The organism is Bradyrhizobium sp. 22 (assembly GCF_000482425.1).
In the GTDB taxonomy this organism is placed as follows: domain Bacteria; phylum Pseudomonadota; class Alphaproteobacteria; order Rhizobiales; family Xanthobacteraceae; genus Bradyrhizobium; species Bradyrhizobium japonicum_B.
This window is the reverse complement of sequence record NZ_AXVG01000029.1, coordinates 233,410-258,998: the sequence shown is the minus strand read 5'-3', so window position 1 is coordinate 258,998 and position 25,589 is coordinate 233,410. Positions and strand designations below refer to the sequence as shown.

23 protein-coding genes and 3 pseudogenes are annotated in these 25,589 nt (G+C 61.7%); 12 read left to right on the top strand and 14 right to left on the bottom strand.

Annotated features, from left to right (window positions below; all coding sequences use genetic code 11):
• Nucleotides 1-39 precede the first annotated feature (39 nt).
• Entirely contained in the window at nt 40-1,704 is a 1,665-nt protein-coding gene (gene tnpC, locus K410_RS0101220) for an IS66 family transposase (RefSeq protein ID WP_028133140.1), read from the top strand.
• A 636-nt stretch (nt 1,705-2,340) separates the two neighbouring features.
• Here tnpC and repC read toward each other — a convergent pair.
• From repC to K410_RS0101200, 5 genes and pseudogenes are all read right to left on the bottom strand, one after another.
• On the bottom strand, nt 2,341-3,573 hold the full coding sequence (repC, locus tag K410_RS0101215; protein WP_028133139.1) for a plasmid replication protein RepC: 1,233 nt from the start codon (nt 3,571-3,573) through the stop codon (nt 2,341-2,343).
• Nucleotides 3,574-3,789: 216 nt separating this feature from the next.
• Nucleotides 3,790-4,809, bottom strand: coding sequence for a plasmid partitioning protein RepB (repB, locus tag K410_RS0101210; protein WP_028133138.1), 1,020 nt, complete (start codon nt 4,807-4,809; stop codon nt 3,790-3,792).
• A gap of 2 nt (nt 4,810-4,811) precedes the next feature.
• The gene (repA, locus tag K410_RS0101205) at nt 4,812-6,017 is read right to left on the bottom strand and encodes a plasmid partitioning protein RepA (protein ID WP_049819874.1); all 1,206 of its coding nucleotides are present in this window, start codon (nt 6,015-6,017) and stop codon (nt 4,812-4,814) included.
• Between the two features lie 540 nt (nt 6,018-6,557).
• A pseudogene (locus tag K410_RS40930) lies at nt 6,558-6,776 on the bottom strand (site-specific integrase); the annotation flags it as partial.
• A 144-nt stretch (nt 6,777-6,920) separates the two neighbouring features.
• Complete coding sequence (locus K410_RS0101200) at nt 6,921-8,009, bottom strand: hypothetical protein (protein WP_028133136.1); 1,089 nt, start codon at nt 8,007-8,009, stop codon at nt 6,921-6,923.
• A 41-nt stretch (nt 8,010-8,050) separates the two neighbouring features.
• Between K410_RS0101200 and K410_RS0101195 the strand changes: the two genes are divergently transcribed.
• Nucleotides 8,051-8,422 carry a type II toxin-antitoxin system VapB family antitoxin gene (locus K410_RS0101195; RefSeq protein ID WP_245269308.1) on the top strand — a complete coding sequence of 124 codons (372 nt, stop codon included), beginning with the start codon at nt 8,051-8,053 and terminating at the stop codon, nt 8,420-8,422.
• Nucleotides 8,423-8,829: 407 nt separating this feature from the next.
• On the opposite strand, the gene K410_RS41495 is transcribed toward K410_RS0101195, so the two are convergent.
• Entirely contained in the window at nt 8,830-9,024 is a 195-nt protein-coding gene (locus tag K410_RS41495) for a DUF5615 family PIN-like protein (protein WP_413815323.1), read from the bottom strand.
• Nucleotides 9,024-9,257, bottom strand: a complete 234-nt coding sequence (locus K410_RS0101185; RefSeq protein ID WP_028133134.1) for a DUF433 domain-containing protein — start codon at nt 9,255-9,257, stop codon at nt 9,024-9,026. Before K410_RS0101185 ends, K410_RS41495 begins: the two co-directional genes overlap by 1 nt.
• A 257-nt stretch (nt 9,258-9,514) precedes the next feature.
• Between K410_RS0101185 and K410_RS0101180 the strand changes: the two genes are divergently transcribed.
• On the top strand, nt 9,515-10,699 hold the full coding sequence (locus K410_RS0101180; RefSeq protein ID WP_049819873.1) for an RHE_PE00001 family protein: 1,185 nt from the start codon (nt 9,515-9,517) through the stop codon (nt 10,697-10,699).
• Nucleotides 10,700-10,824: 125 nt separating this feature from the next.
• Here K410_RS0101180 and K410_RS36365 read toward each other — a convergent pair whose 3' ends face one another.
• The gene (locus K410_RS36365) at nt 10,825-11,328 is read right to left on the bottom strand and encodes a hypothetical protein (protein WP_049819872.1); all 504 of its coding nucleotides are present in this window, start codon (nt 11,326-11,328) and stop codon (nt 10,825-10,827) included.
• Between the two features lie 545 nt (nt 11,329-11,873).
• Here K410_RS36365 and K410_RS0101170 point away from each other — a divergent pair.
• Complete coding sequence (locus K410_RS0101170; protein ID WP_049819871.1) at nt 11,874-12,062, top strand: WGR domain-containing protein; 189 nt, start codon at nt 11,874-11,876, stop codon at nt 12,060-12,062.
• 12 nt (nt 12,063-12,074) lie between these two features.
• Here the strand turns inward: K410_RS0101170 and K410_RS40925 are convergent, their stop codons facing one another.
• Nucleotides 12,075-12,176, bottom strand: a complete 102-nt coding sequence (locus K410_RS40925) for a DUF4326 domain-containing protein (RefSeq protein ID WP_245269307.1) — start codon at nt 12,174-12,176, stop codon at nt 12,075-12,077.
• Between the two features lie 40 nt (nt 12,177-12,216).
• Between K410_RS40925 and K410_RS0101160 the strand changes: the two genes are divergently transcribed.
• From K410_RS0101160 to K410_RS0101135, 7 genes and pseudogenes are all read left to right on the top strand, one after another.
• Nucleotides 12,217-12,795 (top strand): DUF1612 domain-containing protein, encoded by a 579-nt coding sequence (locus K410_RS0101160; protein ID WP_249762023.1) that lies wholly within the window; start codon nt 12,217-12,219, stop codon nt 12,793-12,795.
• Nucleotides 12,796-12,997, top strand: a pseudogene (locus tag K410_RS40920) (hypothetical protein); the annotation flags it as partial. It abuts the gene before it with no gap.
• Nucleotides 12,998-13,058: 61 nt separating this feature from the next.
• Nucleotides 13,059-13,796, top strand: a complete 738-nt coding sequence (locus tag K410_RS0101155) for a type IV toxin-antitoxin system AbiEi family antitoxin domain-containing protein (RefSeq protein ID WP_028133131.1) — start codon at nt 13,059-13,061, stop codon at nt 13,794-13,796.
• Nucleotides 13,793-14,707, top strand: a complete 915-nt coding sequence (locus K410_RS0101150) for a nucleotidyl transferase AbiEii/AbiGii toxin family protein (RefSeq protein WP_028133130.1) — start codon at nt 13,793-13,795, stop codon at nt 14,705-14,707. The genes K410_RS0101155 and K410_RS0101150 overlap by 4 nt, the downstream gene beginning before the upstream one ends.
• A 453-nt stretch (nt 14,708-15,160) precedes the next feature.
• Entirely contained in the window at nt 15,161-16,459 is a 1,299-nt protein-coding gene (locus tag K410_RS0101145) for a metallophosphoesterase family protein (RefSeq protein WP_245269306.1), read from the top strand.
• A 3-nt stretch (nt 16,460-16,462) separates the two neighbouring features.
• Nucleotides 16,463-19,984 carry an ATP-binding protein gene (locus K410_RS36355; RefSeq protein WP_049819869.1) on the top strand — a complete coding sequence of 1,174 codons (3,522 nt, stop codon included), beginning with the start codon at nt 16,463-16,465 and terminating at the stop codon, nt 19,982-19,984.
• Nucleotides 19,985-20,013: 29 nt separating this feature from the next.
• Nucleotides 20,014-21,948, top strand: coding sequence for an ATP-dependent nuclease (locus K410_RS0101135; RefSeq protein WP_028133128.1), 1,935 nt, complete (start codon nt 20,014-20,016; stop codon nt 21,946-21,948).
• A gap of 147 nt (nt 21,949-22,095) precedes the next feature.
• Here the strand turns inward: K410_RS0101135 and K410_RS0101130 are convergent, their stop codons facing one another.
• The 4 genes and pseudogenes from K410_RS0101130 to K410_RS38240 form a co-directional block, all read right to left on the bottom strand.
• Nucleotides 22,096-22,407, bottom strand: coding sequence for a DUF736 domain-containing protein (locus K410_RS0101130; protein WP_028133127.1), 312 nt, complete (start codon nt 22,405-22,407; stop codon nt 22,096-22,098).
• 453 nt (nt 22,408-22,860) lie between these two features.
• Complete coding sequence (locus tag K410_RS0101125; RefSeq protein WP_028133126.1) at nt 22,861-23,157, bottom strand: type II toxin-antitoxin system RelE/ParE family toxin; 297 nt, start codon at nt 23,155-23,157, stop codon at nt 22,861-22,863.
• The gene (locus K410_RS0101120; protein ID WP_028133125.1) at nt 23,154-23,462 is read right to left on the bottom strand and encodes a type II toxin-antitoxin system RelB/DinJ family antitoxin; all 309 of its coding nucleotides are present in this window, start codon (nt 23,460-23,462) and stop codon (nt 23,154-23,156) included. The genes K410_RS0101125 and K410_RS0101120 overlap by 4 nt, the downstream gene beginning before the upstream one ends.
• Nucleotides 23,463-23,598: 136 nt before the next feature.
• A pseudogene (locus tag K410_RS38240) lies at nt 23,599-23,877 on the bottom strand (DUF736 domain-containing protein); the annotation flags it as partial.
• Between the two features lie 164 nt (nt 23,878-24,041).
• On the opposite strand from K410_RS38240, the gene K410_RS0101110 reads away from it, so the two are divergent.
• Entirely contained in the window at nt 24,042-25,127 is a 1,086-nt protein-coding gene (locus K410_RS0101110) for an IS5 family transposase (RefSeq protein ID WP_028133123.1), read from the top strand.
• A gap of 146 nt (nt 25,128-25,273) precedes the next feature.
• On the opposite strand, the gene K410_RS0101105 is transcribed toward K410_RS0101110, so the two are convergent.
• Complete coding sequence (locus tag K410_RS0101105) at nt 25,274-25,570, bottom strand: DUF736 domain-containing protein (protein ID WP_028133122.1); 297 nt, start codon at nt 25,568-25,570, stop codon at nt 25,274-25,276.
• Nucleotides 25,571-25,589: the final 19 nt, after the last annotated feature.

Sequence of the window (25,589 nt, the reverse complement as noted above, 5' to 3'; positions counted from 1 at the left end):
TGGGTTTGAGTTTGCGGCCTGATCTGATTCAATGGCTTCATGACATCGAAGCCGGACGATCTTCCATCGGACCTTGCGAGCGCCTACCTCGCGCTGCTGGCCGAGCGCGAGGAGTTGCGGGCTGAACGCGATGTAGCAGTCGCGGATGCCGCCAACGCGCGGGCGGAGCTGTCGGACAGCGAGGTGCTGATCGCTCATCTTGAGCTACGGATTGAGAAGCTCAAACGTGAACTGCACGGGCAGCGCTCCGAGCGCACGGCACGGCTGATCGAACAGTTGGAATTGGAGCTCGAAGAACTCGCCACCACGGCGAGCGAGGATAAGCTGGTTGCGCAGGCTGCCGCGGCAAAAACCCAGAGCGTTCGCCCCTTCATGCGCAAGCGGCCAGTTCGTCAGCCATGGCCGGACGGCATCGAACACGAGCGTGTCGTCATTGAGGCTCCAACGAGCTGCTCCTGCTGCGGTGGATCTCGGCTGGCGAAGATCGGGGAGGATGTGACCAAGACGCTGGAGGAGATTCCGCGTCGCTTCAAGGTGATCGAGACAGTACGTGAGAAGTTCACCTGCCGCGATTGCGAGAAGATCAGCCAGCCGCCCGCGCCGTTCCATGCCACACCGCGCGGCTTCATCGGTCCGCAATTGCTGGCGACAATCCTGTTCGACAAGTTCGGCATGCATATCCCGCTCAACCGTCAGAGCGTGCGCTTCAAGGCCGAGCGGATCGATTTGCCGCTGTCGACGCTGGCCGACCAGGTCGGCCACGGAACCTTCGCCGTCATGCCGCTGTTCCAGCTGATCGAGCGTCATGTGCTCGTGGCCGAGCGCCTTCATGGCGACGACACCACCATCCGCATCCTGGCGAAGGGCAAGTGCACGACCGGCCGGATCTGGACTTATGTGCGGGATGACCGGCCGTTCGCCGGGCCTGCGCCGCCGGCGGCGGTCTATTATGCCTCGGGCGACCGACGGGGCGAACATCCCCAGAAGCATCTGGCCGCCTTCGCCGGCATCCTGCAGGCGGATTGCTATGGCGGCTTCGAGCCGTTGTTCGACCCAAAAAGGAAAGCGATGCCGATCACGCCGGCATTTTGCCTGGCCCATGCGCGGCGGGGATTCTTCGAACTGGCCGACATCGAGAAAACGGCCAGGGAAGGCCGCAAGGGCAAACCGGTCTCCCCGATCGCGCTGGAGGCGCTCAGGCGTCTTGACGCCCTGTTTGAGATCGAGCGCACCATCAACGGCTGCAGTGCCGACGAGCGGCGCGCCGTGCGCCAGGAGCGGAGCAAGCCGCTGCTCGAAGACATGCACGCCTGGCTTCTGCGCGAGCGAGAAACCCTCTCGCGCTCCGCCGAGGTTCTGAAGCCCATGAACTACATGCTCAGACGCTGGGACGACTTCGCCCGCTTCCTCGACGACGGCAGGATCTGCTTGACCAACAATTGCGCTGAACGCGCTTTGAGAGGCATCGCCTTGGGGCGGCGCAACTGGACCTTCGCTGGCAGCCAACGTGGCGCCGACCGTGCCGCCATCATGCTGACGATGATCACTACTTGTCGTCTCAACGACGTCGATCCCAAGGCTTGGCTCGCCGACGTCCTGGCCCGTATCGCCGATCTTCCTGCATCGCGGCTGCACGAACTGCTGCCCTGGGAATGGAAGCTCCTGCGCCAAGCCGATAAGCCTGCCGGTCAGCAGGCCGCCTGACCTTCACCCAACCGATCATAGAGCTCACTTTGCCCACGCGCGTGCGTCAATCTGGCGGCCTTCGTCGTATGCGTACGGACCAGCGCGTGCCGCAGAATCCTGAAAGCCAGGCACAAAATCCCCTGCCAGAAGAGTCAGGTAGGCCGAGCCACAGCTGGAAAGAGGCGCTCAGCCGAGATGAGTTCGCCTCCATTGGACTGGCGCATACTGGTGTTGACGCAAGACACCAAAAGCAAAGCGCATGCCCTAGCCGTGTTGGTTCAAACCAACACGTTCTGAGGCGACGCCACCTCGCCTGGGAAGACGAACAAAGCCGACGCCCACCAAACCTCGACGAGGGCAAGAGCCGCTCCGCGCCCCAGACTGAAAGCATCGAATTTTGTGCCGATGGCTCGAGCGGATCCCAGTCGGGTCTCCGCTACCGGATAAATCTCGCAAGCGGATTCCTCTCCATTGTCGACGCGCCGCCGACGGCTAAAAGTCATGCAGCCCGGAGCGACGGCTCCAGCCGAGAAAGACCCGTGATCGTCGCTTCCGCCGGTCCCCGTAAGATCGGCAACGTCGCCTGCTTGCGCCGAACGACATCGCTACGCCCGCTCAAGCCGGAATCCAATCCAGCCGGCTCTTACCCATCGCTCACGCTCGTAGCTTTTCGTGGAGCCGAGAGTTGATCTGCGACATCAGGATCGGCCCAAGAGAAAATTCCCCAACCTCCGCTTTCCGCGTTAGCCCGCGCAAGTAGCCGCCCGCTGATCGTATGGTGCCGCTACGCTGCAAGATGCAGGCGACGACGACCGCCGCTTGCGTTTCACCCAACACGGTTTGCGCCTCCTCCCAAGCGCTCGGGCTGATCCCCAGCATCGATCGCACAACGGCCGCGGTGGCGAGGAAATCGCGCCAGTTCGAAATTCCGCCCTTCGCATAATCGACAATGTCCGGACATGCACTCAGGACCATTCCCAACGGATACGTACTCTCGGCGACTCGCGATGGTTGAGGTTTAGGCTCAGCTCTCGCCGCCCTGCCTTCTCGAAGGCTAGGTTCAAGATCAATAGGGGTATCTGGATTTGAATTCTGTATGTGGCGCTCAGAATGGGACTCATTGGCGCTCGGATTCTTTGATTTGATGTGTGCTTCCAGAAGATTGAGCACGTCGTCGGCAAGTTGCGACAACTCGTCGGCGATCGGCTCGAGCTCCTGGCGCGTCGCGGTGCGCGGAATCTGAGCGACCATTGCGCGGAAGGCGGCATGCACCTCCTGCCAATCGGCGGGCCCCTGCCCTGCCCGTCGTGTCGGGACGCCTTCCTCGATGCCAGTTGCAATCATCTTCGCGATGTCGCGCCGGCACAGCGTGATCCGTTCACGCACCACCTTAAGGGCGCGGGCCTCAGCTTCAATATCAGCCGCCAGGCTCTCGAACTCCTCAGAGCGCACGACCAGCGGTGACAGATCGAAGCCGAAGGCGAGCTCGATTTCGCCGGCATCGTCCTTCCGCGCATAGCGCTTGCCATTTGGACTGTCGCGCCGAACGATCAGTCCCGCGTCGACCAGCACGGCGAGGTGGCGCCGCAGCGTCGACGCCGGCATGCCGTGCGCCCGACGACTGAGCTGATGGTTCGACGGGAAGACGATCAGATCATCCTCCCCTGTCAGCGCCGTCTCAGGATGGAAGGTCAGGAGCGCGTTTAACACCGAGAGCGAGCGCTCCGACACCCCAAGGCGCGGCCGTGCCGTGCAGATGGCGTGGAAGATCTTCCATTTGTGCACGATCTTTTCGGGAGGACGTTCGGTTGCGACCATCTGGCTTGCCACATGGGCGAGCGTCAACGACCGCCGCCCAAAGGGCGTCGTTGGGGAGTGTGACTGCATGTCTTTGCCTCAGCTGGGCAAAGAAAATTCGCTCGCCGAAACGGCGCCAGAACGCTTGACAGTGATTCGCGGAAGTGCGATTCTTTGAATGCCAATACAAAGAAGGGGCTTCCGGAACGGCGACGTGACGGGGGCCTTTTTCTTTTGCCTATGGTTCTCCGACGTAGTTGCGGTGGTCTTGATCCGGCCGGCTCATTCCGACCAGGCAAGTTCGGTTCATGCCGGTGGGTCGGCGGCTTTGAATTCGTCGTAAAGGGCTTGCAACCGCTCTCGGACGAAGTCGCCAAACCTCGGAGCGACGCGATCATCAAATATCAGAGTAAGCTTCTTTCCGGCGCGCGAGACCTTCGCGGCGTGCGTTCCATCCTTCGCGGCCCACGTTTCGGCGCGGGCGCGCGACGTCTTTTCGCGCAGGCCATCTGCAAGCGCCTCGAAGCGCTTGTCGGTGTCCAACGCTCTGAATGTCGGAGCTTTGACTATCTCAAGTGCGCGGGTACGATTGTTCTCTCGCTCCAAGAGGTCGGTTAGCTCTTGCCAGCGCACGCGGCCGAAGGCTGGCGCGGGCCCGATGGCGTCGATGACCGGGGCCGGGACTCTGGTCGCAATCGCTATGAGGCGCGAGAGCGCAGCCTTGTCGACGTTGAGCGACGCCATGATGATCTCGCGGGAGAATTTCCGATCCTCGAGCCGCGCTGCGAAGCGCGCGCGCTCGATGAAGGTCAGATCGGTGCGGCCGCTGTTCTCTTGGCCCTGCGCGATGACGAGTTGTTCATCCGTGAGGGAGCGAACCACTGCCCTCACTTTTATGCCCAGTTCGCGGGCCGCCCGCAGACGGCGATGGCCGAATGCGACTTCGTAGCGCTCAGCGCCATTAGGCTTCGGACGAACCAGGATTGGGACGTTTTGCCCGTGCTCACGGATGAGCTCGCGGAAGGCGACGTTCTGCTCCTCGGTAGCCTCCATGCGGTCGGGCACGAAGGAGTTATCAATCAGCGCAGGGTCGAGTTCGACGATGACCTGGCCTTCGATGAGCTTCTGCTCGATTTCTTCCGCGCGCTTGACCTTCTCGGAGATGCCGCCCAGCGACTGCGATATTGCCCCGAGAGCGCTCGATTGTTTGATCGGGCGTTCGAGCCCGAGAAGAGGTCGCGAGCGCTGCGGGGCTGCTTCGTGCATTTCTGCTCGCTGCGCCGAGGCGTCCACCACGGGTGGATCGAAATTGATCTTGCGCGCCATGGTCAGCTCCTAGCCCAGACCTGTTTGATCAGACCTTCGATCTCCCCGTTCACAAGATCGAGCGCTTCGATGGCCCGATCATAGGTGCCCCGGGTGAACTGCTGCCGCTCAACCTCGTAGAGGGTCTGCTTGGTGAGGCCGGCATCGGCGATCGCGGTGCTCTTCACCATTGGGTGGGTCAGCACGCGCGAGCCGAAGATTGAGCGCATCAGACCGACCATTGTCGTCTGTGGCCCATCACTAGGCTCGTAGCGAGTGACCAGATAGCGCATCCAATCATATTGGGTGGCGCCACCGGCGTTCGCGACAACGTCGAGAAGGCTCCCCGTCATGTTGAGGAACTGAGACATCGACATCACATCGAGCATCTGGGGATGCACTGTGATCAGGACCGCGGTCGCTGCGCATAGCGCGGAGAGCGTAAGGAAACCGAGTTGCGGGGGGCAATCGATTACGACGACGTCATAGGCATCACTGACTTGGGCCAGAGCTTCGCCGATCCTAGCGAAAAACAGTGAGTCGTTGCTCTCTCGTGCTATCAACGCCTTGGGTGTCTCATGCTCAAACTCCATGAGTTCGAGCTGTCCTGGAACGATGTGAAGGTTCGGAATGTAGGTGCCGCGGACGATCTCCGGCATTTCCCGGCGGTCGGCGTCATAGCGAATGGCGCCGTAGATCGTTTCATTCTCACCGACATCAAGTTCGGGTTGATGCCCAAAAAGTGTCGAGAGGCTCGCTTGCGGATCGAGATCGATTGCAAGGACCCGGTAGCCGCGGAACGCAAGATATTGGGCGAGATGTGCGGCCGTGGTGGTTTTGCCGCTACCGCCCTTGAAATTCATTACTGAGATGACCTGCAGCGCCTCGGCGTCGCGTCGGCGTGGGACGTATCGACGGGCCCCTTTACCGGTGCTATCGAGGTCACTGCGAAGCTCGTCGATTTCTTCGATCGAATAGCTCCGACGGGTGTTGGGTGGCGCGGGCGGCCCCTTCCCTTCCGATACGAGTTGCCGAAGATAGCCCTCGGCGATGCCTATAAAGCGAGCGGCTTCCGCCGGCGAAAAGCGGCGTATGGTCTTTTGGGCCGCGGGCGGAAAGTCGCGAAGCTGTTGCGCACGTAACCGCGCCGATAGCTCCGCCGCGTCCGCATTGATCAGCGACCGCAGATCTCGCACATTATGTTCTAGGATCTTAGTCGACGTCGGCATTCCCGATCTCTGCATCTGCGGATTATTGAGCAGTTGGTCTCAAAAAGCGCTGATGCCGAGTAATGCCCGATTCTTTCGACGCCGCAAGGACTATTGAGTTAACGAGAAGTTAACGGCTACGAGTGTTGCGAGACCAATCGGCGTCGTCGCACATGAATCAGTCCGGGAAATATGCAGTTGTACTGCTGACAACTTAACGACGGCGGGAGTCATTTCCCGAATCAGTTCGTCGCATAGTGGACCGAAGCATTGCGCCGGCGAGCAAGCAACCGACTGATCCGACTCGCGGATTTCGCAATCGGGCCTCGCTAATGGAGGCGGCCTGCTGCGACCGACGAACGCCGCAACGTCAGAGTCGAATCATAAACGAGGCCGATTTGTGAACAACCCGCGCTTATCAACATAGACACTTTTCGGAAACAAATTCCTAATCCGCGCGACAAATTCGGCTTTCTGCCGATTGCGAGTGCAAGCTTTGGACTAGAGGCGAGGAGGCGGCACTTGGCGAGTTGTACGCTGACAACTCAGCGGCGCCCTGCGCTAAACTCCCAAGCGGGCGGCGCGTCCCTGACTGCGCTCAGCCTCATTGTAGTAGCTGGCCGCCTGTTGCACCGAGCGATGTTGGGATTGCTGCATAGCCTCGGGCAAAGCAACGCCCCGTCGCGCTGCTTCGGTCAAATACCCCGCACGCAGTTCGTGAGCGGAAAACTCCCGCGCATCGAGCCCCGCCATCGTGCAGCGGTGCTTCACGATCAGGTTTGTCGGTCAGGAGCTCCGCAAGCCTGTCGCGCCGTTCCATCGGCAGGACCGCCGAGAGCGCGTCGAGCTGCAGGGCCCGCCCGCCGCGCTTCCGAATCCGAGACGAGTACGCGCGAGGTGAGGTCGTCTATGGCCGGAGTTCCTCTAAAAGCCATAGGTCCGATCCGCCCAGTGCAGCAGCACGCGAGCGTCGGGATCGGGCAGGCGAACGCGCTGCGCCTTCAGGCCTTGCGCAATCGCCATGCCGATGTCGGGATCAACCCAATGGCCATGGGTCATCAAGAAGAACCAGCCGAAGGACAGGCCGACCTCACTGTCCACGGCCTCAATCCGATCCATCAGCAGATGCACCGAAACATCCGATGCCATGAGCAGCCGCTCCTTGGGGGGCTTCAGCGGCCGGGGGATGAAACCGACTTCGCGCTCGCCCTTGTGGGTATAATCACGAACATCGAGCGCCCAATGCTCAAAGACGCGATGGGCGCGGGCACTCGATCCCTCCCAGTCTTGAAAGAAGCGCACCTCCCGCGGCACGTAGTCGAACCAGTCGGGGACCGCCTCGAGGAATGGCGTTTCGCGCGTTCCCTGCGGCCCGACTTCGCGGATCACACGCCGCTCCATCTCGGGCCGCTTGGCCTCCCGCTTGTCGCGCTCGACGCGACTGCAGCGATCAAGGAAACTGCGGATATGGACGACTGCGCCGCCGGCGCGGTCGAGCAGGCGGTAGACCGGGCCGGCGAGGCGGTCCGTTTCGGGCAGGGACTGGCGGGACCAGCTGGGATCGAGCAGATCCTCTTCCCCCCAAGGTCGATAGCCCGGATTGACGATCGGACGAGCGCGCCACTCCATTTCTCGGCCAAGTGCGATCTGGATATAATCGGCCGCCCCGGGTCCGGTTGGGGCGAACACGAAGGCGCTGGTCCCGCGCCACTCGGTGATCTGCAGATCAATGTCTTTCAGGCGCGTCCAGAGCGCCTTGATATCCCCGCCATCTTTGGCGAGCTCGGCCGTCATCCACTGACGCAGCTCCCCGGCTCGGGTGCAGTCGGGCCGAATGACCGACCGGGTGTCGCGCCAATAATCATCGTCGACGCGGGCCAGGCTGAAATCGAAGCTCGGAAAGGCCGCGGCGAGCGCGGGCATGAGATCCGTGTCGGCCGAGGCGGGATCGAGCCCTGCCAGAACGGCCTCGATCGAGGCCGCATCGGGAATGCGAAGAGGGGTGGCGCTCATAGAATGTTAACCATAAAAATTTAGGCCTCCGCCGAGTCCTTATGAGCTTTTCCATCAGATTTGGCGAGAATCCCTGGCCTTCACGAGATGTATCCGGAATGTTGTATAAGGATACACGATACGCGCTAAAGGAGCGCCTCATGGCCTTCCATATCAAGAATCCGGAGACCGACGCGCTGGCCCGCAGGGTCGCCGGGCTGAAGAAAATCCGACTGATCGAGGCCGTGCACACGGCGCTCGCCCATGAACTCGAGCGCGAGCAGCGCAGGCCGTCCTTGGTCGACCTAGGCGTCCAATTTTGTCGCGATTTGAGGACAAAGGCCGATCCGCAGAGCGGCAAACCTGCCGACAAGGCGTTCCGCGACAGCCTGTACGAGGATGATGCAACGCCGAGTTCGACGAGGCCGGGGTGACTCTGCTCGATGTTGGTGTCGACTTTGGCCGGAAGCTGCGTGCCCGCCGCAATGCGCGCTGCCGATAAGGTATTTTGCGACGGTCCGTTCGACGACGCCTGACCACGATCGCGCCTGCGCAGACGGCCGGCGCCGACCGAAAAGACAGCGGAAGGGGCGAGGGGGGCTGGGCTGGCATGGTCTCTCGTCCATCCGGGGACCGGGCGGGCCGATTTGCAGGCGCCTAGCCGCCGGAATCGCCGATTTGCGGGTTGATTTCCGACCCTGCCGATAAACGGTGAAATTTACGACCCGAGCGGGAGAATACGCACCCGCGCGCGGTCGGGATCGATGGAGACCAAGGCGCCTTCGGCGAGCTCGCGCTCGGTTTAGTGCGCGGAGCACGGCGCTGCCGATCGCCACTGGCGTCAGTAGATCGGCGCGAATCTGGATGACGCTCGGCTTGCGGCGCTGCGTCGCGGCGAGGATCGTCGAAAAATCGAGGTCGTGCGATCGGACGCGTCCGCAGCACCCACCGCCGACCAATGCGCCGCTTCGAACCCCGCGTTCTGGAGGAAAGGAACCCAGCTCGGCGACAGGTTCATGTCGATCAGGAATCGCATCAGGATGCGCGCTGCAGTTCGACCTCCCGCTCCTCGGCGCGCCAGGCGGCGTAGCGCAAGGCCTCGAGCACGTCCTCGCGCGCGAGATAGGGATAGTCGGCAAGCAGCGCATCGATGCTGCGGCCGGCGCCGATCTGGCCGACGATCATGCCGACGGTGACGCGCTGGCCACGTATGCAGGGTTTCCCGCCCATCACGGCGGGATCTTGCGTAATTCGGCTAAACTCGTTCATGCGTATCACCTCGGCATCGCAACGCCAGCCTATCATAAGTCGGCGCCAAGCGGGCATTCGAGAAGAACAGCGACGTCCGGGAAGGGACAGGCGCCCTCCGCAGGGGAGGGGCGGGGACGCGACCTCTCGTCGATCTTAGTCCTCCCTGGGAATGCGATTTCCAGACCTCTGGCGGCCAGAATCGCTGATTTGCGATTCCGCGCTATCACTATCGAAAAGGGGCGGGAACACGCATCGCTATGACGGAAGCTACTTCTATGATAGCTTCCGTTTCGACGATTCCCGTTAAGGTTATCAAGACCTTGCCATCCGGCTACCAAATCCCAGATCCGCTACCCTGGGCCTCTATCGCCGGTCCGCTCGCCTCCGCCGAGGACGCACTCGCCCGGCTCGACGAGCGCCTCGCCAAAAGCCCGATCCGCGAGGGGTGGATCAGCCGGACGCACTTCACCGATGCGTGCGCCAGTCTATGGCTGGAAGGTGAGCTCGTCCACCTCGAAGATCTCGTTCTTCACGATGAAGGCATGGACATCCGCGCCCCCACCCACGAGCTCACCCGCGCCCATACAGTCCTGCGCACCCGCCGTCGCATCGCCGCGGAAAAACCCGACTGGGCACTATCTGCGGGCGGCCTCGCCGAGCTGCGCGGCCGGGGTGGGCAGGCCAAGGAGGGGAAGAGTAACCGGAAGGAAGGCGACGCAGCGATGGACCACGATGGGGGCGGGGGCCAGAACGAGGAGGATCTCGATGGCGCGCTCGGCATCATCGAGATCGATCCGCATCTGGCCGCCACCTTCGCGGCGGTCGATGCCGCGAATGCCAAGACCGAGCGGATGCTCGCCAGCGCGAGCCAAGTCCGATCCGAGCGGGACTCACTGGTGTACGATCTGGACTGGGACGATGACGAGCGTCTCGACGACTGGCGCGCCATCGTCCACCAGAGTCACACACTGCCGCCGACGCTCGCGGCCGCGCTCGCGGCTGACGCCTGGGTCACGATCGAACCGCTGCAGCACACACTTTGGCTCGGCCGGCTGCTCGCCGCTAACCTGCTGCGCGCCCGCGGCAAGACCCGTTGGCATCTTCCCTGCCTGCATGAGGGGCTCAAAGCGATCCCGCGTGAACGCCGGCGACCGCGCGACGCCGCGGCGCGGCTCGCCGTGCAGCTTGAGGCGATCACGGCTGCCGCCGACGCTGGTGGCAAGGACCACGACCGCTGGCTGATGACGAAAAACCTGCTCTCGCGAAAACTCGCCGGCCGCCGCGCCACCTCAAAACTGCCGGCGCTGATCAACTACGTGTTGACCCGACCGATCGTCTCGGCCGGCATGATTGCGGCCGAACTCGGGATCACCTCCCGGGCCGCCCACGATCTCGTCGCCGAACTCGGGTTGCACGAGGCGACCGGCAGAGGAAGGTACCGAGCATGGGGAATTCTGTGAGCGGAAAGCGGCACTTGCATCGCGGCGTCGACCGCCGGCAGGTCCGGCCAGTCGATCGGATCGGTGCTGCCAGGCCTGTGTAAAGCAAAGACGAGAGGCGGCAGGAACTGCCTCTCGTTCGCATCTCAGAGCGTCACGCCATCGGATGCGTCATAGACGATGCGGCAAGCGGAGAAGCTCACGCCGGTCTCCGCTGCGATCTCGTCAATGATTCGACGCAGTCCGCAGAGTTCGGCGTCCCTCACATTGCGCAGCCACGGACCTCCGTCCTCGAGAGGACGCCAGCGCCTCGCGTGGGCGTCGAAGACCTCCCGCGTCGCCAGATCAATCGTAAGGTCGTCGAGAAGCGGAACCGGCCGATCCGACAGCCAGCGATGCGCGTATTCCTCGGCGATCCAGTAGAGGTCCTCGGCAGCGTTCCGGTTTTGCTGAGAGGATTCATCGAGCAGCAGGTTGCGCTCCGCAGCCAGTGCGTCGCGCATCAAATTGATCAGATCACCGAGCCTGGCAATGAGGCGGTCGTGAGCGATGCGCGCGAGACCGTTGTCGCATCCGAGCCGATTGGCCAGAACCACGATCTTGAAGCCGCAGAACTGCGTGAACAGCGTGAGGTGGTCGATATCAGACATGATGTGTCTCCTTTCGATCTGACGAAAGGAGGCCGCACCGTAGCCGCGAGGGGTCAGGGATCGCGTAGCGACCGGCGAAGCCGGCGAGCGGGGGAACCGATTTTTTGACGGCGCCCACTTGGCGACGGCAAAAAATTGGGGGGACCGCGATGTCCTTGACGCCGCAGTGGCGGGTGCAGAATAGGAAGTCAGAAAGAGAAAGAGGTAGGGCACGACGGCCGCCGCGGGTCGCGAGAGGATCGTCACCCGAAGGGCGGAGACCGCTTGCGGGCTCCGTGAGCGAAGCGAATAGAGCCGTCCGCCAAAGGCGGCTCGCCCAAATCCCTTCGTGTCCAGGCAGCATGGGCGGACGACGTTCGGAGAGCTCTCGCACGACATGGGGCCCGCGAGACCGGGGCCTAGCGCGGCCGAGCTATCAGCACAATAAATCGAGCGGACCGACTCAATAAAGCAATTAGACGGCGCTTCCGAAGGAAGCGAGAATCCGTTCATGCAGAACTGGGACAGAGCCGCTTCATCTTCGCCGCATCAATCCCACGCTGAACATGCGGCGGTTCTATACGCTGTCGATCCAGCCGACGCTGTTCGGCGGGGCGACGCTGGTTCGCAATTGGGGCAGGATCGGAGCTGCCGGCCAATCCATGATCGAGACCCTCGGCAAGCCGGAGGAGGCCGACGGCGCGATGGGCCGTCTCGAGCGCAGCAAGCGCCGCCGCGGATATGCCGACTGCTGAGGCGCCGCGTCGTCAGATCTTGTTCGCGAGCTCCCGCAACACGTCGCCGTGGCAAGCCAGCGGCGCGCACCAGCAGACGAGATCGCGGCCACGCAGCTCGTCGAGCGCATTCATCAGTTTGGGCTGCGCGACGATCCGCGCGCGATATTCCGCGATGACCTGGGGGCGCGAACGGCACGCCCGATCCCGCACACTGCCGCCGACGCTCGCGGCGGCACTCGCGGCTGACGCCTGGGTCACGATCGAACCGCTTCAGCACACCCTCTGGCTCGGCCGGCTGCTCGCCGCGGCACTGCTGCGCAGCCGCGGCAAGGCCCGCTGGCATCTTCCCTGCCTGCATGACGGGCTCAAAGCCATCCCGCGCGAACGCCGGCGGCCGCGTGACGCCGCAGCTCGGCTCGCCGTGCAGCTCGAGGCGATCACGGCTGCTGCCGCCGCCGGCGGCAAGGACCACGACCGCTGGCTGATGACGAAAAATCTGCTCACGCGAAAACTCGCCGGCGGCCGCGCCACCTCAAAGCTGCCGGCACTGGTCGACTACGTGTTGACCCGGCCGATCGTCTCGGCCGGCATGATCGCGGTCGAACCCAGGATCACGTCCCGTGCCGCCCACGATCTCGTCGCCGAACTTGGGCTGCACGAGGCGACCGGGAGGAAGGTACAGGGCCTGGGGGATTCTTTAGACGCCCCATTCCGAGCAAGGACGCGGTTGCCTGGGCATTTGGAGCAGTAGCGGCTCGCTTCGCCCAAGCACTTGATCGCTCCCGGCAGTCCGACCGGCACCGTCGTTCAGGCTCTGCGTCATGCCGCGAGCGCCGTCCAGGCTCCTGCATGGAATGCGGTCAACTCTCGTCTCTATCGCCAACACGATGTCCGGCGGTCGAGACCTAAAATTCGTTGGTTCCCTTAGAATAATGAGCATTATCGTAGCCTGACTACGATTTTTGCACCAAATCCAAGCTTGCGAAATTTTGGAATTATTCATATTATCGTAGCATGGCTACGACTCACAGGGACAAGCTAAACAGGCTCTATACCCACCTAGCGCCCGGAACGCCGCTGACCTCCGATGACCTCGTCGCCCTCGGAATATCGGCCGACCTTGCCGTCCACTACGTCCGTGCCGGCTGGCTGCAACGGCTCGCACGCGGCGTCTACTGCCGGCCGAACGATCCTCCGGCGTTACACCCAAGCCTGGTCTTGCTGCAGCGGAGCTTCGAAGGATTGCATGTCGGTGGCAAATCCGCGCTCGACTGGCACGGCATACGCCAATACCTATCCCAACGGCCTGCCCTCCATCTCTACGGCTGGAAAGCGGGGCGGCTCCCTGAGTGGTTTACCCTGCGCTTCCCGGCCGAGTACCACCGCAAGCGGCTATTCAAGGAAGAGCCCGGTGCGCTGTTTCATGCCCGGCCTTTCGAGAACCGCAAGGACGGCCCCCTCGTCTCGGCGCCCGAACGCGCACTGCTGGAGGTGCTGAGCGAGGTCGGGATACGACAGCCGCTGCAGGAAGCGCGCGAGCTGGTCGAGAGCACTTACAGTCTGCGTACCGACGTGCTGCGCGACCTCCTCAAGCGCTGCACCAGCGTCAAGACCGTGCGCCTTTGCCTGCAGCTCGGTCGCGAGCTTTCTCAGCCCTGGGCCGACAAGCTCGACCCGTCCCAGTTGCCCAAGGGTAGCGACCGGCCGTGGGTATCCCGTTCGGCTGACGGGCTACTGGTGTTGAAGCCATGAACCAGATCTACCTCGACACCGCACGGTTGCTGACGCGCGTGGCGCCGCTGGTGCTCGTCGACGATACGTTCGCACTCAAGGGCGGCACGGCGATCAACCTGTTCGTGCGCAACATGCCGCGGCTCTCGGTCGATCTCGATCTGGTGTTTGCCGACCACACACTACCGCGCGAGCAGGCGCTGCGGCGCATCAACGAGGCCATCCGCCAGTCCGCCGCGCGCCTGCAGAAGCAAGGCTTCCAAACCCATGCGCCGGCTGCGGCGGATTCCGGCGAGACCAAGCTGCTGGCGCGGCGAGGCGGCCTCGAGGTCAAGATCGAGGTTAACTTCGTCATGCGCGGCACCGTCCATCCGGCGCGCATGGCGTCGCTGACAGAGACTGCGCGCGATACGCTGCAGGCGGATCTCGAAATCCCGGTAGTGTCGTTCGAAGATGTGTATGGCGGCAAGCTGGTTGCGGCGATGGACCGCCAGCATCCCCGCGATCTGTTCGACGTCATGCAGCTTTTCGCACACGAGGGAATCACCGCCGGTATCCGCCGCGCTTTCATTGTTTATCTCGCAAGCCATAACCGGCCGGTGCACGAGGTCCTGTTTCCATCGCTGCGGGATATCCGCCAGGAGTTCGACCACAATTTTTCGGGCATGACCGCCGAACCCATTGAGCTCGATACGCTCTTGGCAGCGCGCGAGCGAATGATGCGCGAACTGCAGCAAGGTCTGAGCCCGGTTGAGCGCCGCTTCCTGCTTTCGCTGGTCGCTGCAGCGCCCGAATGGTCGCTACTAGATGTGCCGCACCTAGAGCAGCTCCCCGGCCCGCGCTGGAAGCTACAGAACCTGGAACATCTTCGGAAGGCCAACGCCCTAAAGTTCACTGAGCAATCTGACGCGCTCGCGCGGTTGATTGGGTAACTACGGGCTGACGAGCTTCGACTGGCAGATATGACACGTAACAATTATCGGAGGAGATGACGACATACCAATGCATCCCGCAGGCACAGATCATTTCACTGGATATCGAGCTGCGCTCTGAGACTTTGGTTGAATTCGGAGCGCATCTCAACTATTGCGGAAGATGCTGATCTCAATGATAATCCCGAATCGCATATCAAAAGCTATTCACGGGGCCTTCATGTACTTAAGGAATTTGATCGCCTCCACACGCGGAGGCTAATCGATGAAGCGCGGCAAGCCACGGCGCGCGCGATCGGAGAAATTAAAAGGCGGGAGACAAACGGGGTCATGCTGCCGAATGGCAGCTGCATGTCTCCGGTAGAATGTGAATAACAACCCAAGTCTGTCGCGATTGTGCCGCCCCGAGGCGAACCATTTTTGACGACGTTGGCTGTTTGGGCGGAAGCCTAATTGATTGAGTTGCCAGGGGAGGGGATCATCGCATTGTATCGCTTCGTTCACGCCGCGGACATCCATCTGGACTCTCCGCTGCGTTCGCTTGCCCTGCGCAATCCCGATCTTGCCAATTTAGTTGGGAACGCGACGCGGCGGGCTTTCGTCCGGATCGTCGATCTGTGCCTGGAAGAGCGTGTCGACGCGCTGTTGCTGGCCGGCGATCTTTATGATGGTGACCAGACGTCGATGAAAACGGCCCGTTTCCTGGCCGAACAGATCCGGCGACTGCATCAGGCTGGAATTCGCGTCTTCGCCATTCGCGGCAATCATGACGCGCTCTCGCGAATCACCAAGGAGTTGATTTTTCCAGACTCGGTAAAGGTCTTTGGCGGCCGCGCTGAAGCCGTGGCAGTCGATCGGGCGGCGGAGGACTTTCCAGTCGCAATCCATGGCCTGAGTTTTGCTCAACCGCACGCGCCCGAAAGCCTGATCGCAAAGTTCAAGTCTCCTGTCGCGGGCGCCGTGAACATTGGCATCATGCACACGAGTCTTGCCGGGGCTCCCGGTCACGACCCATATGCGCCATGCAGCCTTGCTGATCTGCAAGCCACCGGCTTCCAGTATTGGGCCCTGGGCCATGTCCATAAGCGCTCGGTCGTGGAAGGGACCTGTGCAGTCGTGATGCCGGGCATGCCGCAAGGGCGCGACATCAATGAATCCGGCGCAAAGTCGGTGACGCTTGTCACCATTCGAGACGATCGTTCGATCCACATCGAAGAGCGCTTCACCAGCATAGCGCAATTTGAACGGATATCTGTCGACGTCACCGGCCTCGATGACTGGCGCGATCTGATCACCGCTATGACGCACGCGCTGGAACGCGCGCGCGGAACCGTTGTTTCCGAACATTTCGTCGCCCGACTGCGCTTGACCGGCGCCACGCCATTGTCTTGGCGGGTTCGACGCGATCTCGATCTTCTGAAAGCCGAGGCGGATGATCGTGGCTCTCTCATCGGTGCATGCTGGATCGAGAAACTCGAAGTGGCTACCCGTCCCCCAGACGAGAGTGCAAACTCCACCGCCGACCCGCTCGCCGAATTGCGGCGCCTCATCGTGGATGACGTGCTTCAGTCGGAAGCGTTTCAGACGGAGCTCGTGGCGGTCGCCGAAGAACTGCGAGCGCACCTTCCACAGGAATGCCGCGACAGCCTTGGCGTCGACGAAACAGCCTTCAAGGCTGGCCTCGCGCTTATCGCGCAAGAGGGCGCTGACGATATTCTTGCAAAGCTCCATGCATCCGAACGAGGCGCATAGCTCATGCGTCTCAAGCGCCTCGATCTCACCCGCTACGGGAACTTCACCGGCCGCAGCATCGACTTCGGCGAGAAGCCACAAGGCCAACCTGACCTGCACATCGTCTATGGTCCGAATGAGGCGGGCAAGTCGACGGCTCTCGCGGCCTTCCTTGATCTGTTGTTCGGAATGGGAACGCAGAGTCCGTTCGGCTTCCTTCATCCCTATCCAACTATGCGGGTGGGAGGCCTCATTGAACTCGCCGCTGAAGCCCGCGAACTCGTCCGGATCAAGCGGCCGCAGAACAGCCTGCTGGATGCCGACGATCGACCGATTGCCGAAACCGTCATTCGCGGAGAACTTGGCGGTATCGATCGCGAGTCATATCGGACGATGTTTTCACTTGATGATGAGACCCTGGAGAAAGGCGGCGAGAGCATTCTCGCCAGCAAGGGCGATCTTGGAGAACTGCTGTTTTCCGCCAGTGCGGGCCTTGCTGATCTCAGCCGCAGACTGCTCGACTTGAGGGCAGAGGCCGATGGCTTCTATAAATACCGCGCGCGGAGTGGGATTCTCACCGATCTCAAGACGCGCCTCGCCGAATTGAAAGCCGAACGCGAGCGGTTGGATACGCTGGCGTCTGATTATGCCCGACTTATCGACATCCGCGACCGAGCTTCGTCACAATATGATGAAGCGATCGGTGAACGAACGCGAATCCAGGCGCGGCTCGATGAAATCCAGCGACACCTCGCTGCTCTGCCGCGTCTCGCCGCGCTCCGAACGCTCCGCGAACGCCTCCAACCGCTCGCCAAGTTGCCCGCTCCGCAGCCAGCCTGGAACATGGACCTGCCGAAGCTGCAGAAGGAGGAGATAGAGCTCAGCGTACAAACACGGGCGGTCGCCGACGAAATCGATCGGCTTGGCGCCGAGGCCGAATCGATCGTCATTGACGAGCCTGCGTTGCGGCTGTTCAGCAGAGTGGAGCGGCTCGCCGACCTGCGAGCCCGTCATGTGACAGCGGAGAAGGACATCCCGGAGCGCCGGATGCAATTGCAAGCGGCGGAATTGGCCGTGTCCGGCATCTTGACACGGATGGAACGGGAAGGCGAAGCGGACCCTCGTCGACTCTTACTCGGCGCCTCGACGGTCGGCGGCTTGCGCGAATTGGTCGAATCTCGTTCGGGCGTTGAGAGCGCCATCCGCACCACGGCGGCGGAACTTGCTGACGCCCGTCGCCGTCTGACCGATGCGGAGCTTGCGCTGCGCGACGCCGGGGCCAATCGGGAAGCCGAGCGGGGCAGGGACGGCGCGATCGCCCGACTGACGGCCGCCGTGGCCGCTTCGCGTAACGCCGACCATACCGCACGGCGCCGATTGGCGGAGCGGGCCCGCGAGACCGCAATCTCGACGCTGAGCGACCGCCTCCGTACACTGCATCCCTGGCAGGGCGAGGTCGAGGATCTCGTCGGTATGCGATGCCCTAGTGGCGATGCCATCCAACAGTGGAAGTTGGCGCTTGACGAGGCACAGCGGGAGTTCCGTCAGCATGTCGTCGATATCGATCGGCTGACCAGCGAGATCCGCCGGTTCGAGGCGGAACGCGACGCCATCGCCAGCATGACAGGCGTCGTCTCCGACCAAGAGGCGGCAGCCATCCGGACACAGCGTGAGCAAGCCTGGTCCGCGCACCGCCGTGATCTCGAGGCCACATCCGCCGATGCGTTCGAGAGTGCGCTGCGATACGACGACGTCGTTACGTCGAGCCGCCAAGCGCATATGTCAGATTTGGCAAAACTCCATCAGAACGGACAATCACTCACCATCGCTGCAGCTGAATTGACGCGGGTCATTGAACTTAAAGACGCAACTTCTGCGGCCATGCAGTCAATCCGCGATCAGATCGCTGCCGCTGTTCGCACGATGGCGGTATCGTTTTCCGACGATATCACGCTGTCAGACCTCGACGGCTGGCTCGCACGGCGCGAAAAGGCGCTGGAGGCACGAGAGGCCGTTCTTACGGCCGAGCGCGACCTGCGCGACGCCAAGGCCGATGCAGAAGACGCTAATGACCGCTTGAGAGCAGCACTCGATAGCGCCGGCCTATCCTATGATCCTGAGTGCGGATTCGACGGTCTTCTCACGACGGCTCAAGTGATCCTCGACCACGAAGGCGAGCTCCGGTCTCTGCGCGCCGCGGTGGGCGAGCGGAAACGCGAGCTGCTGCAACGGGAACGCGCTGCGGAGCAGGCGAACGCAGATGAGCAGACCTGGGTCGCGTCCTGGACAACAGCGTGCCAGGGGTGCTGGTTCGGCGAGAGGGGTAAAATTCCGACGCTTGCGACCGTGCGTGAGATTCTATCGGCTGCGGCTGATCTCGGGCCTGCTCTCGAAAAAAGAGCGGGTTTGGTCGACCGTATCGAAAAGATGGAGAAGGACCAAACCGCGTTTCGCGATGAAGTTGCGGCCATCTGCAGCGAGATGACGATTCCGGCTGGCGCAAACACGGTCCTCGATCTGGCGCAACGCGTCGGCGATCGTGTTCGCGACGCGGTCGCAGATCGCGCCCGCCGTGCCAAGGCGACTGATAGTCTCGAAGATGCGCGCAAGAGGGAACGATTGCTTACCGAAACGCTGGCGATTCACGAAGGGCAGAAGAGCACGATGACGTCGTTCTTCGGCGTCACTTCGCTGGCCGAGGTCGCCGGAAAGCTCCTGGACGTCGGCAAACGAAATGAACTGCAGGCTGACGTCGACGACGCGGAGAATGAAATTCGCGAAGCATTGCGCCTCTCCGATATCACTGAAGCCGAACGCATCCTCGATACTGCCGATCGACCAGCGCTGGAGGCAGAGCTTTTCGAGCTGAAGGCACGTTTCGACGACCAAGACAAGCGCTGTCACGAACTGTTCGCCACGCGAAGTCAGGCGATCGATCAGGTCGAGGCGATCGGAGGGGACTCGAAGGTCGCGGAGATCGAGGAGCGTCGCCGCACAACGTTGCTTGAAATCCAGGACGGCGCTGGACGCTACCTGCAACTGCGTGCTGGCACGGTCGCCATGGAGCAGGCGCTGCGCGCTTATCGCGAGCGCCATCGCAGCGCGATGATGATGCGCGCCTCCGCGGCATTTCGGACGGTCAGCCGCGGCGCCTACAGCGGGCTCGTGGCCCAGCCCAGCAAGGACGGCGAAACCTTGATCGCCCTGTCGGCGGGCGGCGGCTCAAAGTCGGCCGACGAATTATCGAAAGGTACGCGCTTTCAACTCTATCTGGCCTTGCGCGTGGCCGGCTACCACGAATTCGTCCGAGCGCGAAGCCCTGTGCCGTTCATCGCTGACGACATCATGGAGACGTTTGACGACTTCCGCGCCGAAGAAGCATTCCGGCTGTTTGCCGAGATGGCCGGCGTTGGACAAGTCGTCTACCTCACGCATCATCGTCACCTGTGCGAGATCGCGAAAAGGATCTGCCCAACGGTTCGTGTTCACGACCTCTCGGTCATCGTGGAGTCGCTCGGTGACGAGCAAACCGCCGCAGCTGGGTAACATCAATAATTGGACCGGGAGAAGGGTAAGTGAAGATCAAGTCCATTCATATGAAGAATTTTCGCTCATTCCACGAGTGCACGGTGGAGCTCGAGGAGTACACCGCCTTGGTCGGCGCGAACGGTTCTGGAAAATCAACTGTCTTGTGCGCGTTAAATATCTTCTTTCGCGAACAGGACGCCTCTTCCACCAATGTCATCGACCTGGATGAAGAAGATTTTCACAACCGCAATACGCGAGACCCAATCGAAATTACGGTGACGTTTGATGATCTGTCTGAAGCTGCAAAAACTGATTTCGCAGAATACGTCCGCCATGACGTCTTGATCGTCACCGCCAGAGCGGAGTTCAACCCGGACACGAAAATCGCATCGGTCCGCCAGTTTGGACAAAGGAGTGCGATGCCCGATTTTGCGCCGTTCTTTAAGGCGTACAACGACGGCAGGCCGGCGGGAGAATGTAGGGCACTCTATGAGCAACTGCTCGGCAAGTATGGCGCGGACCTGCCCAAACCAGGCGCCAAGGATGCAATGCGAGATGCGCTACGCGCCTATGAGGAGGCTCATCCGGAGAGTTGCGAGCTTATCCCGAGCGAGGATCAATTTTATGGATTCAGCAAGGGCGCCAATCGTCTGTCTCGCCACGTCCAATGGATTTATCTGCCGGCGATTAAAGACGCGACGAAGGAGAACGTGGAGGCGAAGAACACCGCGCTTGGAAAAATTCTTGCCAGAACCGTTCGAGCCAAAGTCAATTTCGGCGACGAAATCAGCAAGCTCAAAGAAGAAACCCGGGACCGGTATCGCTTGCTGCTCGATGCGCAGCAGGGCGCACTGGCGGAAATCTCCAAGTCGCTTAGTGAACGGCTCGCTCACTTCGCCCACCCAGAGGCGACCGCCAGACTGGCCTGGATGGAGGACGTCAAGAAGTCGGTACAGATAGACGAGCCGATGGCGCGATTATTTGCTGGTGAAGGCAATTTTGAAGGCGAACTGGCGCGCTTTGGTCACGGGCTGCAGAGATCGTATCTCCTCGCCCTCCTTCAAGAACTGGCAACAGCCGACGATGCATCGGCTCCGACCCTTCTTCTCGCCATCGAGGAGCCCGAGCTGTTTCAGCATCCGCCGCAAGCGCGCTATCTGGCCGATGTGCTCCATCAACTTTGTGCCGGTAATGCACAGATCGTGGTCTCCAGCCACAGCCCATACTTTGTTTCTGGCAGGCAGTTCGAATGCGTGCGGATGGTGCGACGGGACGTCGCTGCCAAGCGCTCGAACATCACATCACTCGAGTTTCAAAAGCTCGCGGACCGAATCAGTGCGGTTACCGGCGAAAAGCCGGAAAAGCCCTCCGCCCGGATGGCGCGTCTTCATCAGGCACTGCAGCCCCACCTGACGGAGATGTTCTTCGCGCCCCGCGTGGTTTTCGTTGAAGGCCTTGAGGATGTCGCCTATCTCACGTCCTGGCTCGTTCTGACCGATCGCTGGAATGATTTTCGCCGTTTCGGCGCTCATTTCATTCCCGTCAATGGAAAGGGCTATTTGTTGGAACCGCTTATCGTCGCAGAGGAGTTGGCCATTCCCAGCCTTGCAATCTTTGACGCTGATGGTGACAAGACCAGTGCAAACGAGCGGCCCAAGCACGAAGCCGATAACCGTAACCTTCTGACGCTTATGGGCGGCAATGCAGGAGACCCATTTCCGGCGACCGTTGTCTGGCATGATCGGTTTGTTCAGTGGCCCATCAATTTGGGCGCGACACTCCGGTCAGAAGTCGACGGGGTGATCTGGGATAAAACGTTCGGCCAGGTAACGAAGGCGCTCGGGAATCCCGCCGGCAGCTTCTCCAAGAACCCCGTCCACATCGCAATGCATCTCGAAAGTCTAGCGAAGGAGAACGCTGTGCCGGCGAGCCTTGAGAAACTGGTTGGCCACATCCTCACATTTGCTCAAGGGCAGGTGTAACAATCGCAAGCCTAACGAAGACATCGGAGAGCGGCATGTCAGCCCCACGCTGGAAAGGAGGCTTTAGGCCAATGGCTCATAGAAGCGGTATTGGCATTTTACTAGAGAAACGGCCCCGCCTTTCGGCGAGGCCGCTACGTCGGGCCGTCAATCCCGGCTGGGGCGGGACCAGATGAGCTGGAGACCTTCCTGGCCTTCCACCTCGATCAGGGTGGCGTAGATCGGAGCCGGGAAGCTCGGATCGTCGAGCTTGACCGAGAGGTAGTCGCGCTCGGTGTCCCTGGCGGTCTTCTGCCAGGCCGCTCCCAGCTCGACGTTACCGGCGAAGATGCGGAAGTGCGGTCCCTTGTCGGAGGGGTTCTCGACCCGAACCAGCTTGGCCTTGGCATTGAGCGCGAGGGTGCGAACCGTGCCGGTGAAGCCGTTGCCGGTCGAAGTGAAGGTGCCGACGGTCGCCATTGTCGTGTCCTTTCAGTTTCCCGGGCCGCCCATCGCGGCCTCGATGGCTGGCGACAGACCGGAGGCGATCGACCCGCACCCCGAAGGGGCCGGCACGCAGTAGAGGGCAGCCAGGCTGCGACTTTCTTGTCTTGCGCGAGGAATGGACGCGCAGCGGTCCAGGGGAAGAAAGTCGTAACCGGCTGTTGCGGGGATAAGAGCGAGGCGGCGCTTAAGCGACGACGGCCTTCGGTCAGACATGCCAAATCGAGGACGACGTGGACGTGCCCGAAGAAACGGCCGAGGAACGCGATGGCGGACGCGCTCCCCGTGACGTTGCAACTGCTCATGCATTCCCGACCAACCGTGCCCTAAGGCCGGCGCTGAAAGTCAGTGTCGAGCCCAAGTTAACGCCGCGCTTGATCACCAGCCTATCTGGGAGCTCCGGCCGCAGGATATCGTACGGAGCCGGCCTCAATCGTCATTGGTAAGTTCGTCGGGCCACATCTGCGCGCCGTGAAGCACGCGCAAGATGCGAACGGTATCGCCGTCGACCAGGTACGCCGCGACATAAGATGTACGCGGAATGACCAACTCGCGCGTCCCAGCGACACGCCCCGGCCGGCCGCTATCCGGAAAGTCGAGCAGGCGCCGCGCGGCATCGGCAATCTGATCATCAACATGAACCGCGGCGCGGGGATTCTCGGCCTCGATGTAGCTGAAAATGCCGTCGCGATCGGACAACGCGAAGCGCGACCAGACGAGTTTCACCGTTCATGCTCCGCCGCTTTTCGGAGCGCAGCGGCACGGCGTTCCGCGAAATGCGCTTCAACCTCGGAATCATCGAGATCGGGCCGGGTATCCGCCAGCGCTTGGCGTACCTTCTCACGAAACCAGCTATCGTAAGCTTGGCTGTTGCTCACGAGCTCCAGCGGAAGCATCCCTTCGTTGGCCGTGCGTGTCAGCAGGATCCGCACGGCGTCGGATACCGTGAGACCCATGTTTTCCAGAACCGCGGTAGCCTTTTCTTTTACGTCCGCATCGATTCGGGTTTGGACCAGGGCATTCGAAGCCATAGCGCGACCTCCTTTATTCACGGCCAATGTAATGCATTTGAATGACATGCGCCAGAGGGGTCACGGCCCCGTGACCGGGGGTGAGCACAGCAGCCAGGCGGCCCCGCCTTTCGGCGGAGCCGCTGCGTCGAGCCCATCAATCCCGGCTGGGGCGGGACCAGATGAGCTGGAGACCTTCCTGGCCTTCCACCTCGATCAGGGTGGCGTAGATCGGAGCGGGGAAGCTCGGATCGTCCAGCTTGACCGAGAGGTAGTCGCGCTCGGTGTCCCTGGCGGTCTTCTGCCAGGCCGCTCCCAGCTCGACACTGCCGGCGAAGATGCGGAAGTGCGGTCCTTTGTCGGAGGGGTTCTCGACCCGAACCAGCTTGGCCTTGGCATTGAGCGCGAGGGTGCGAACCGTGCCGGTGAAGCCGTTTTAGGTCAGTCGTCAACTGTCCTTTTGAAACGAAGCATCGGCGTTTGCTTCGTTATTTGCTGGAGGACACTTCAAATGTCCTTTAGCAGTCTGCTGAAAAATGGCCTCGTCAGGGCCTGCGATTGATGATTCAGTTATACATCATGAATCGTCGGGGGCTCGGCATGCGGGGCGCTTTTGCGGATCAGGGCGGGCTATTTTCGTACATCTCGCCAGAGGCGCGAGTGCCTGCGGACCATCCGCTGAGGAAGGTCCGGGAACTTGTCCGCGATGTGCTGAGCGAGATGAACCGTGACTTGGGGAAGCTTTACGCGAGCGAAGGGCGTCCCTCGACGCCACCAGAGCAATTACTGAGCGCGTTGCTGCTGCAGGTATTCTACGGCATCCGGTCGGAACGCCAGTTGATGGAGCAACTGGACTACAATCTTTTGTACCGCTGGTTTGTGGGGCTCTCGCCCGATGACCCGGTCTGGAATCCGACCACCTTCACCAAGAACCGGGAGCGGTTGCAGAACGGGGAGGTGTTCAAGAAGTTCATGACCAGGCTTCTGAACCATCCGCAGGTCAAGCCGCTGCTGTCGGACGAGCACTTTTCGGTGGATGGAACGCTGATCGAAGCCTGGGCCTCACAGAAGAGTTTTCGTCCCAAGGACGGTAGCGGTGACGATGATGACGGCGCGAACTTCCATGGCCAGAAGCGCAAGAACGACACCCATGCGAGTACCAGCGACCCGGACAGCAGGCTTTACCGCAAGGCAGCCGGACGGGAGGCCAGGCTCTGCTATATGGGGCACGCCACCATGGAGAACCGGTATGGGCTGGCGGTGGCCGGCATGGTCACGCACGCCAATGGCACCGCCGAACGCCGGGCTTCGGAGATCATGCTGAAGGCGAGACGCAAAGCCGCCGGCCGCCGCATCACGGCCGGTGAGGACAAGGCGTACGATACCGCCGATCATGTCGCCAATCTTCGCGCCATCGGCGTGACGCCGCATGTGACACAGAACCAGGCCGTCACCAAAACCGGCAAGACCCGCACCAGTGCCATCGACGAACGAACCACGCGGCATCCGGGGTACGGCATGTCGCAATCGCGCCGGGCGATGGTCGAGTGCATCTTCGGATGGGGCAAGCAGCATGGCACCATGCGCAAGACCAAACATCGCGGCATCGCTCGCGTCGCCGCCGACTTCCTGCTCAATCTGATTGCCTATAACCTGATCCGCATCCCCAAACTGGCTGCGGCGTAGCCGACCCCAGACCTCAAACTCCGGAGCGCGCTATCCCAACAACCGACCTCGCAATAGAAAGAACAACTAATTCTTTGCGTTTTTCAGCAGACTGTTAGCGCGATCGCGGCGCCCCGATTGGAGCGCCGCGTCCGATGGTTGGCCGTTCAGCGCGACCAGATGAGAGCGTAGCCGTCTTCGTTCTCCACGAGGCTCGCGTAGATCGGAGCGGGGAAGCTCGGATCGTCGAGCTTGAGGGAGTGGTACTCCCGGCCCGTCTCCTTGGCGACCTTCTTCCAGGCAGCCCCGATCTCGATGTTGCCGACGAGCGCGCGGAGGTCGGGCGACTTCTCGCTGTCCTTCTCGGCGACGACGAGACGAGCCTTGACGCTGAGGTTAAGGGTCTTGATGACTCCGGCGAACGAACCGTCTTCGTTGCGGGTGAACATGCCGATCTGAGCCATAGGTCTTCTCCTTTGCTGT

Bases quoted from the DNA above. Each gene is read 5' to 3' on its own strand.
- K410_RS0101120 (WP_028133125.1), bottom strand. From the start codon at position 23,462: ATGGCTTCGAATGCCCTGGTCCAAACCCGAATCGATGCGGACGTAAAA.
- K410_RS36355 (WP_049819869.1), top strand. From the start codon at position 16,463: ATGCGTCTCAAGCGCCTCGATCTCACCCGCTACGGGAACTTCACCGGC.
- K410_RS0101170 (WP_049819871.1), top strand. From the start codon at position 11,874: ATGCGGCGGTTCTATACGCTGTCGATCCAGCCGACGCTGTTCGGCGGG.
- K410_RS0101130 (WP_028133127.1), bottom strand. From the start codon at position 22,407: ATGGCGACCGTCGGCACCTTCACTTCGACCGGCAACGGCTTCACCGGC.
- K410_RS40925 (WP_245269307.1), bottom strand. From the start codon at position 12,176: ATGAATGCGCTCGACGAGCTGCGTGGCCGCGATCTCGTCTGCTGGTGC.
- K410_RS36365 (WP_049819872.1), bottom strand. From the start codon at position 11,328: ATGTCTGATATCGACCACCTCACGCTGTTCACGCAGTTCTGCGGCTTC.
- K410_RS0101105 (WP_028133122.1), bottom strand. From the start codon at position 25,570: ATGGCTCAGATCGGCATGTTCACCCGCAACGAAGACGGTTCGTTCGCC.
- K410_RS0101150 (WP_028133130.1), top strand. From the start codon at position 13,793: ATGAACCAGATCTACCTCGACACCGCACGGTTGCTGACGCGCGTGGCG.
- tnpC (WP_028133140.1), top strand. From the start codon at position 40: ATGACATCGAAGCCGGACGATCTTCCATCGGACCTTGCGAGCGCCTAC.
- repC (WP_028133139.1), bottom strand. From the start codon at position 3,573: ATGCAGTCACACTCCCCAACGACGCCCTTTGGGCGGCGGTCGTTGACG.
- K410_RS0101155 (WP_028133131.1), top strand. From the start codon at position 13,059: ATGGCTACGACTCACAGGGACAAGCTAAACAGGCTCTATACCCACCTA.
- repA (WP_049819874.1), bottom strand. From the start codon at position 6,017: ATGCCGACGTCGACTAAGATCCTAGAACATAATGTGCGAGATCTGCGG.
- repB (WP_028133138.1), bottom strand. From the start codon at position 4,809: ATGGCGCGCAAGATCAATTTCGATCCACCCGTGGTGGACGCCTCGGCG.
- K410_RS0101180 (WP_049819873.1), top strand. From the start codon at position 9,515: ATGATAGCTTCCGTTTCGACGATTCCCGTTAAGGTTATCAAGACCTTG.
- K410_RS41495 (WP_413815323.1), bottom strand. From the start codon at position 9,024: ATGCGATTCCTGATCGACATGAACCTGTCGCCGAGCTGGGTTCCTTTC.
- K410_RS0101200 (WP_028133136.1), bottom strand. From the start codon at position 8,009: ATGAGCGCCACCCCTCTTCGCATTCCCGATGCGGCCTCGATCGAGGCC.
- K410_RS0101195 (WP_245269308.1), top strand. From the start codon at position 8,051: ATGAGCTTTTCCATCAGATTTGGCGAGAATCCCTGGCCTTCACGAGAT.
- K410_RS0101110 (WP_028133123.1), top strand. From the start codon at position 24,042: ATGCGGGGCGCTTTTGCGGATCAGGGCGGGCTATTTTCGTACATCTCG.
- K410_RS0101185 (WP_028133134.1), bottom strand. From the start codon at position 9,257: ATGAACGAGTTTAGCCGAATTACGCAAGATCCCGCCGTGATGGGCGGG.
- K410_RS0101160 (WP_249762023.1), top strand. From the start codon at position 12,217: ATGACCTGGGGGCGCGAACGGCACGCCCGATCCCGCACACTGCCGCCG.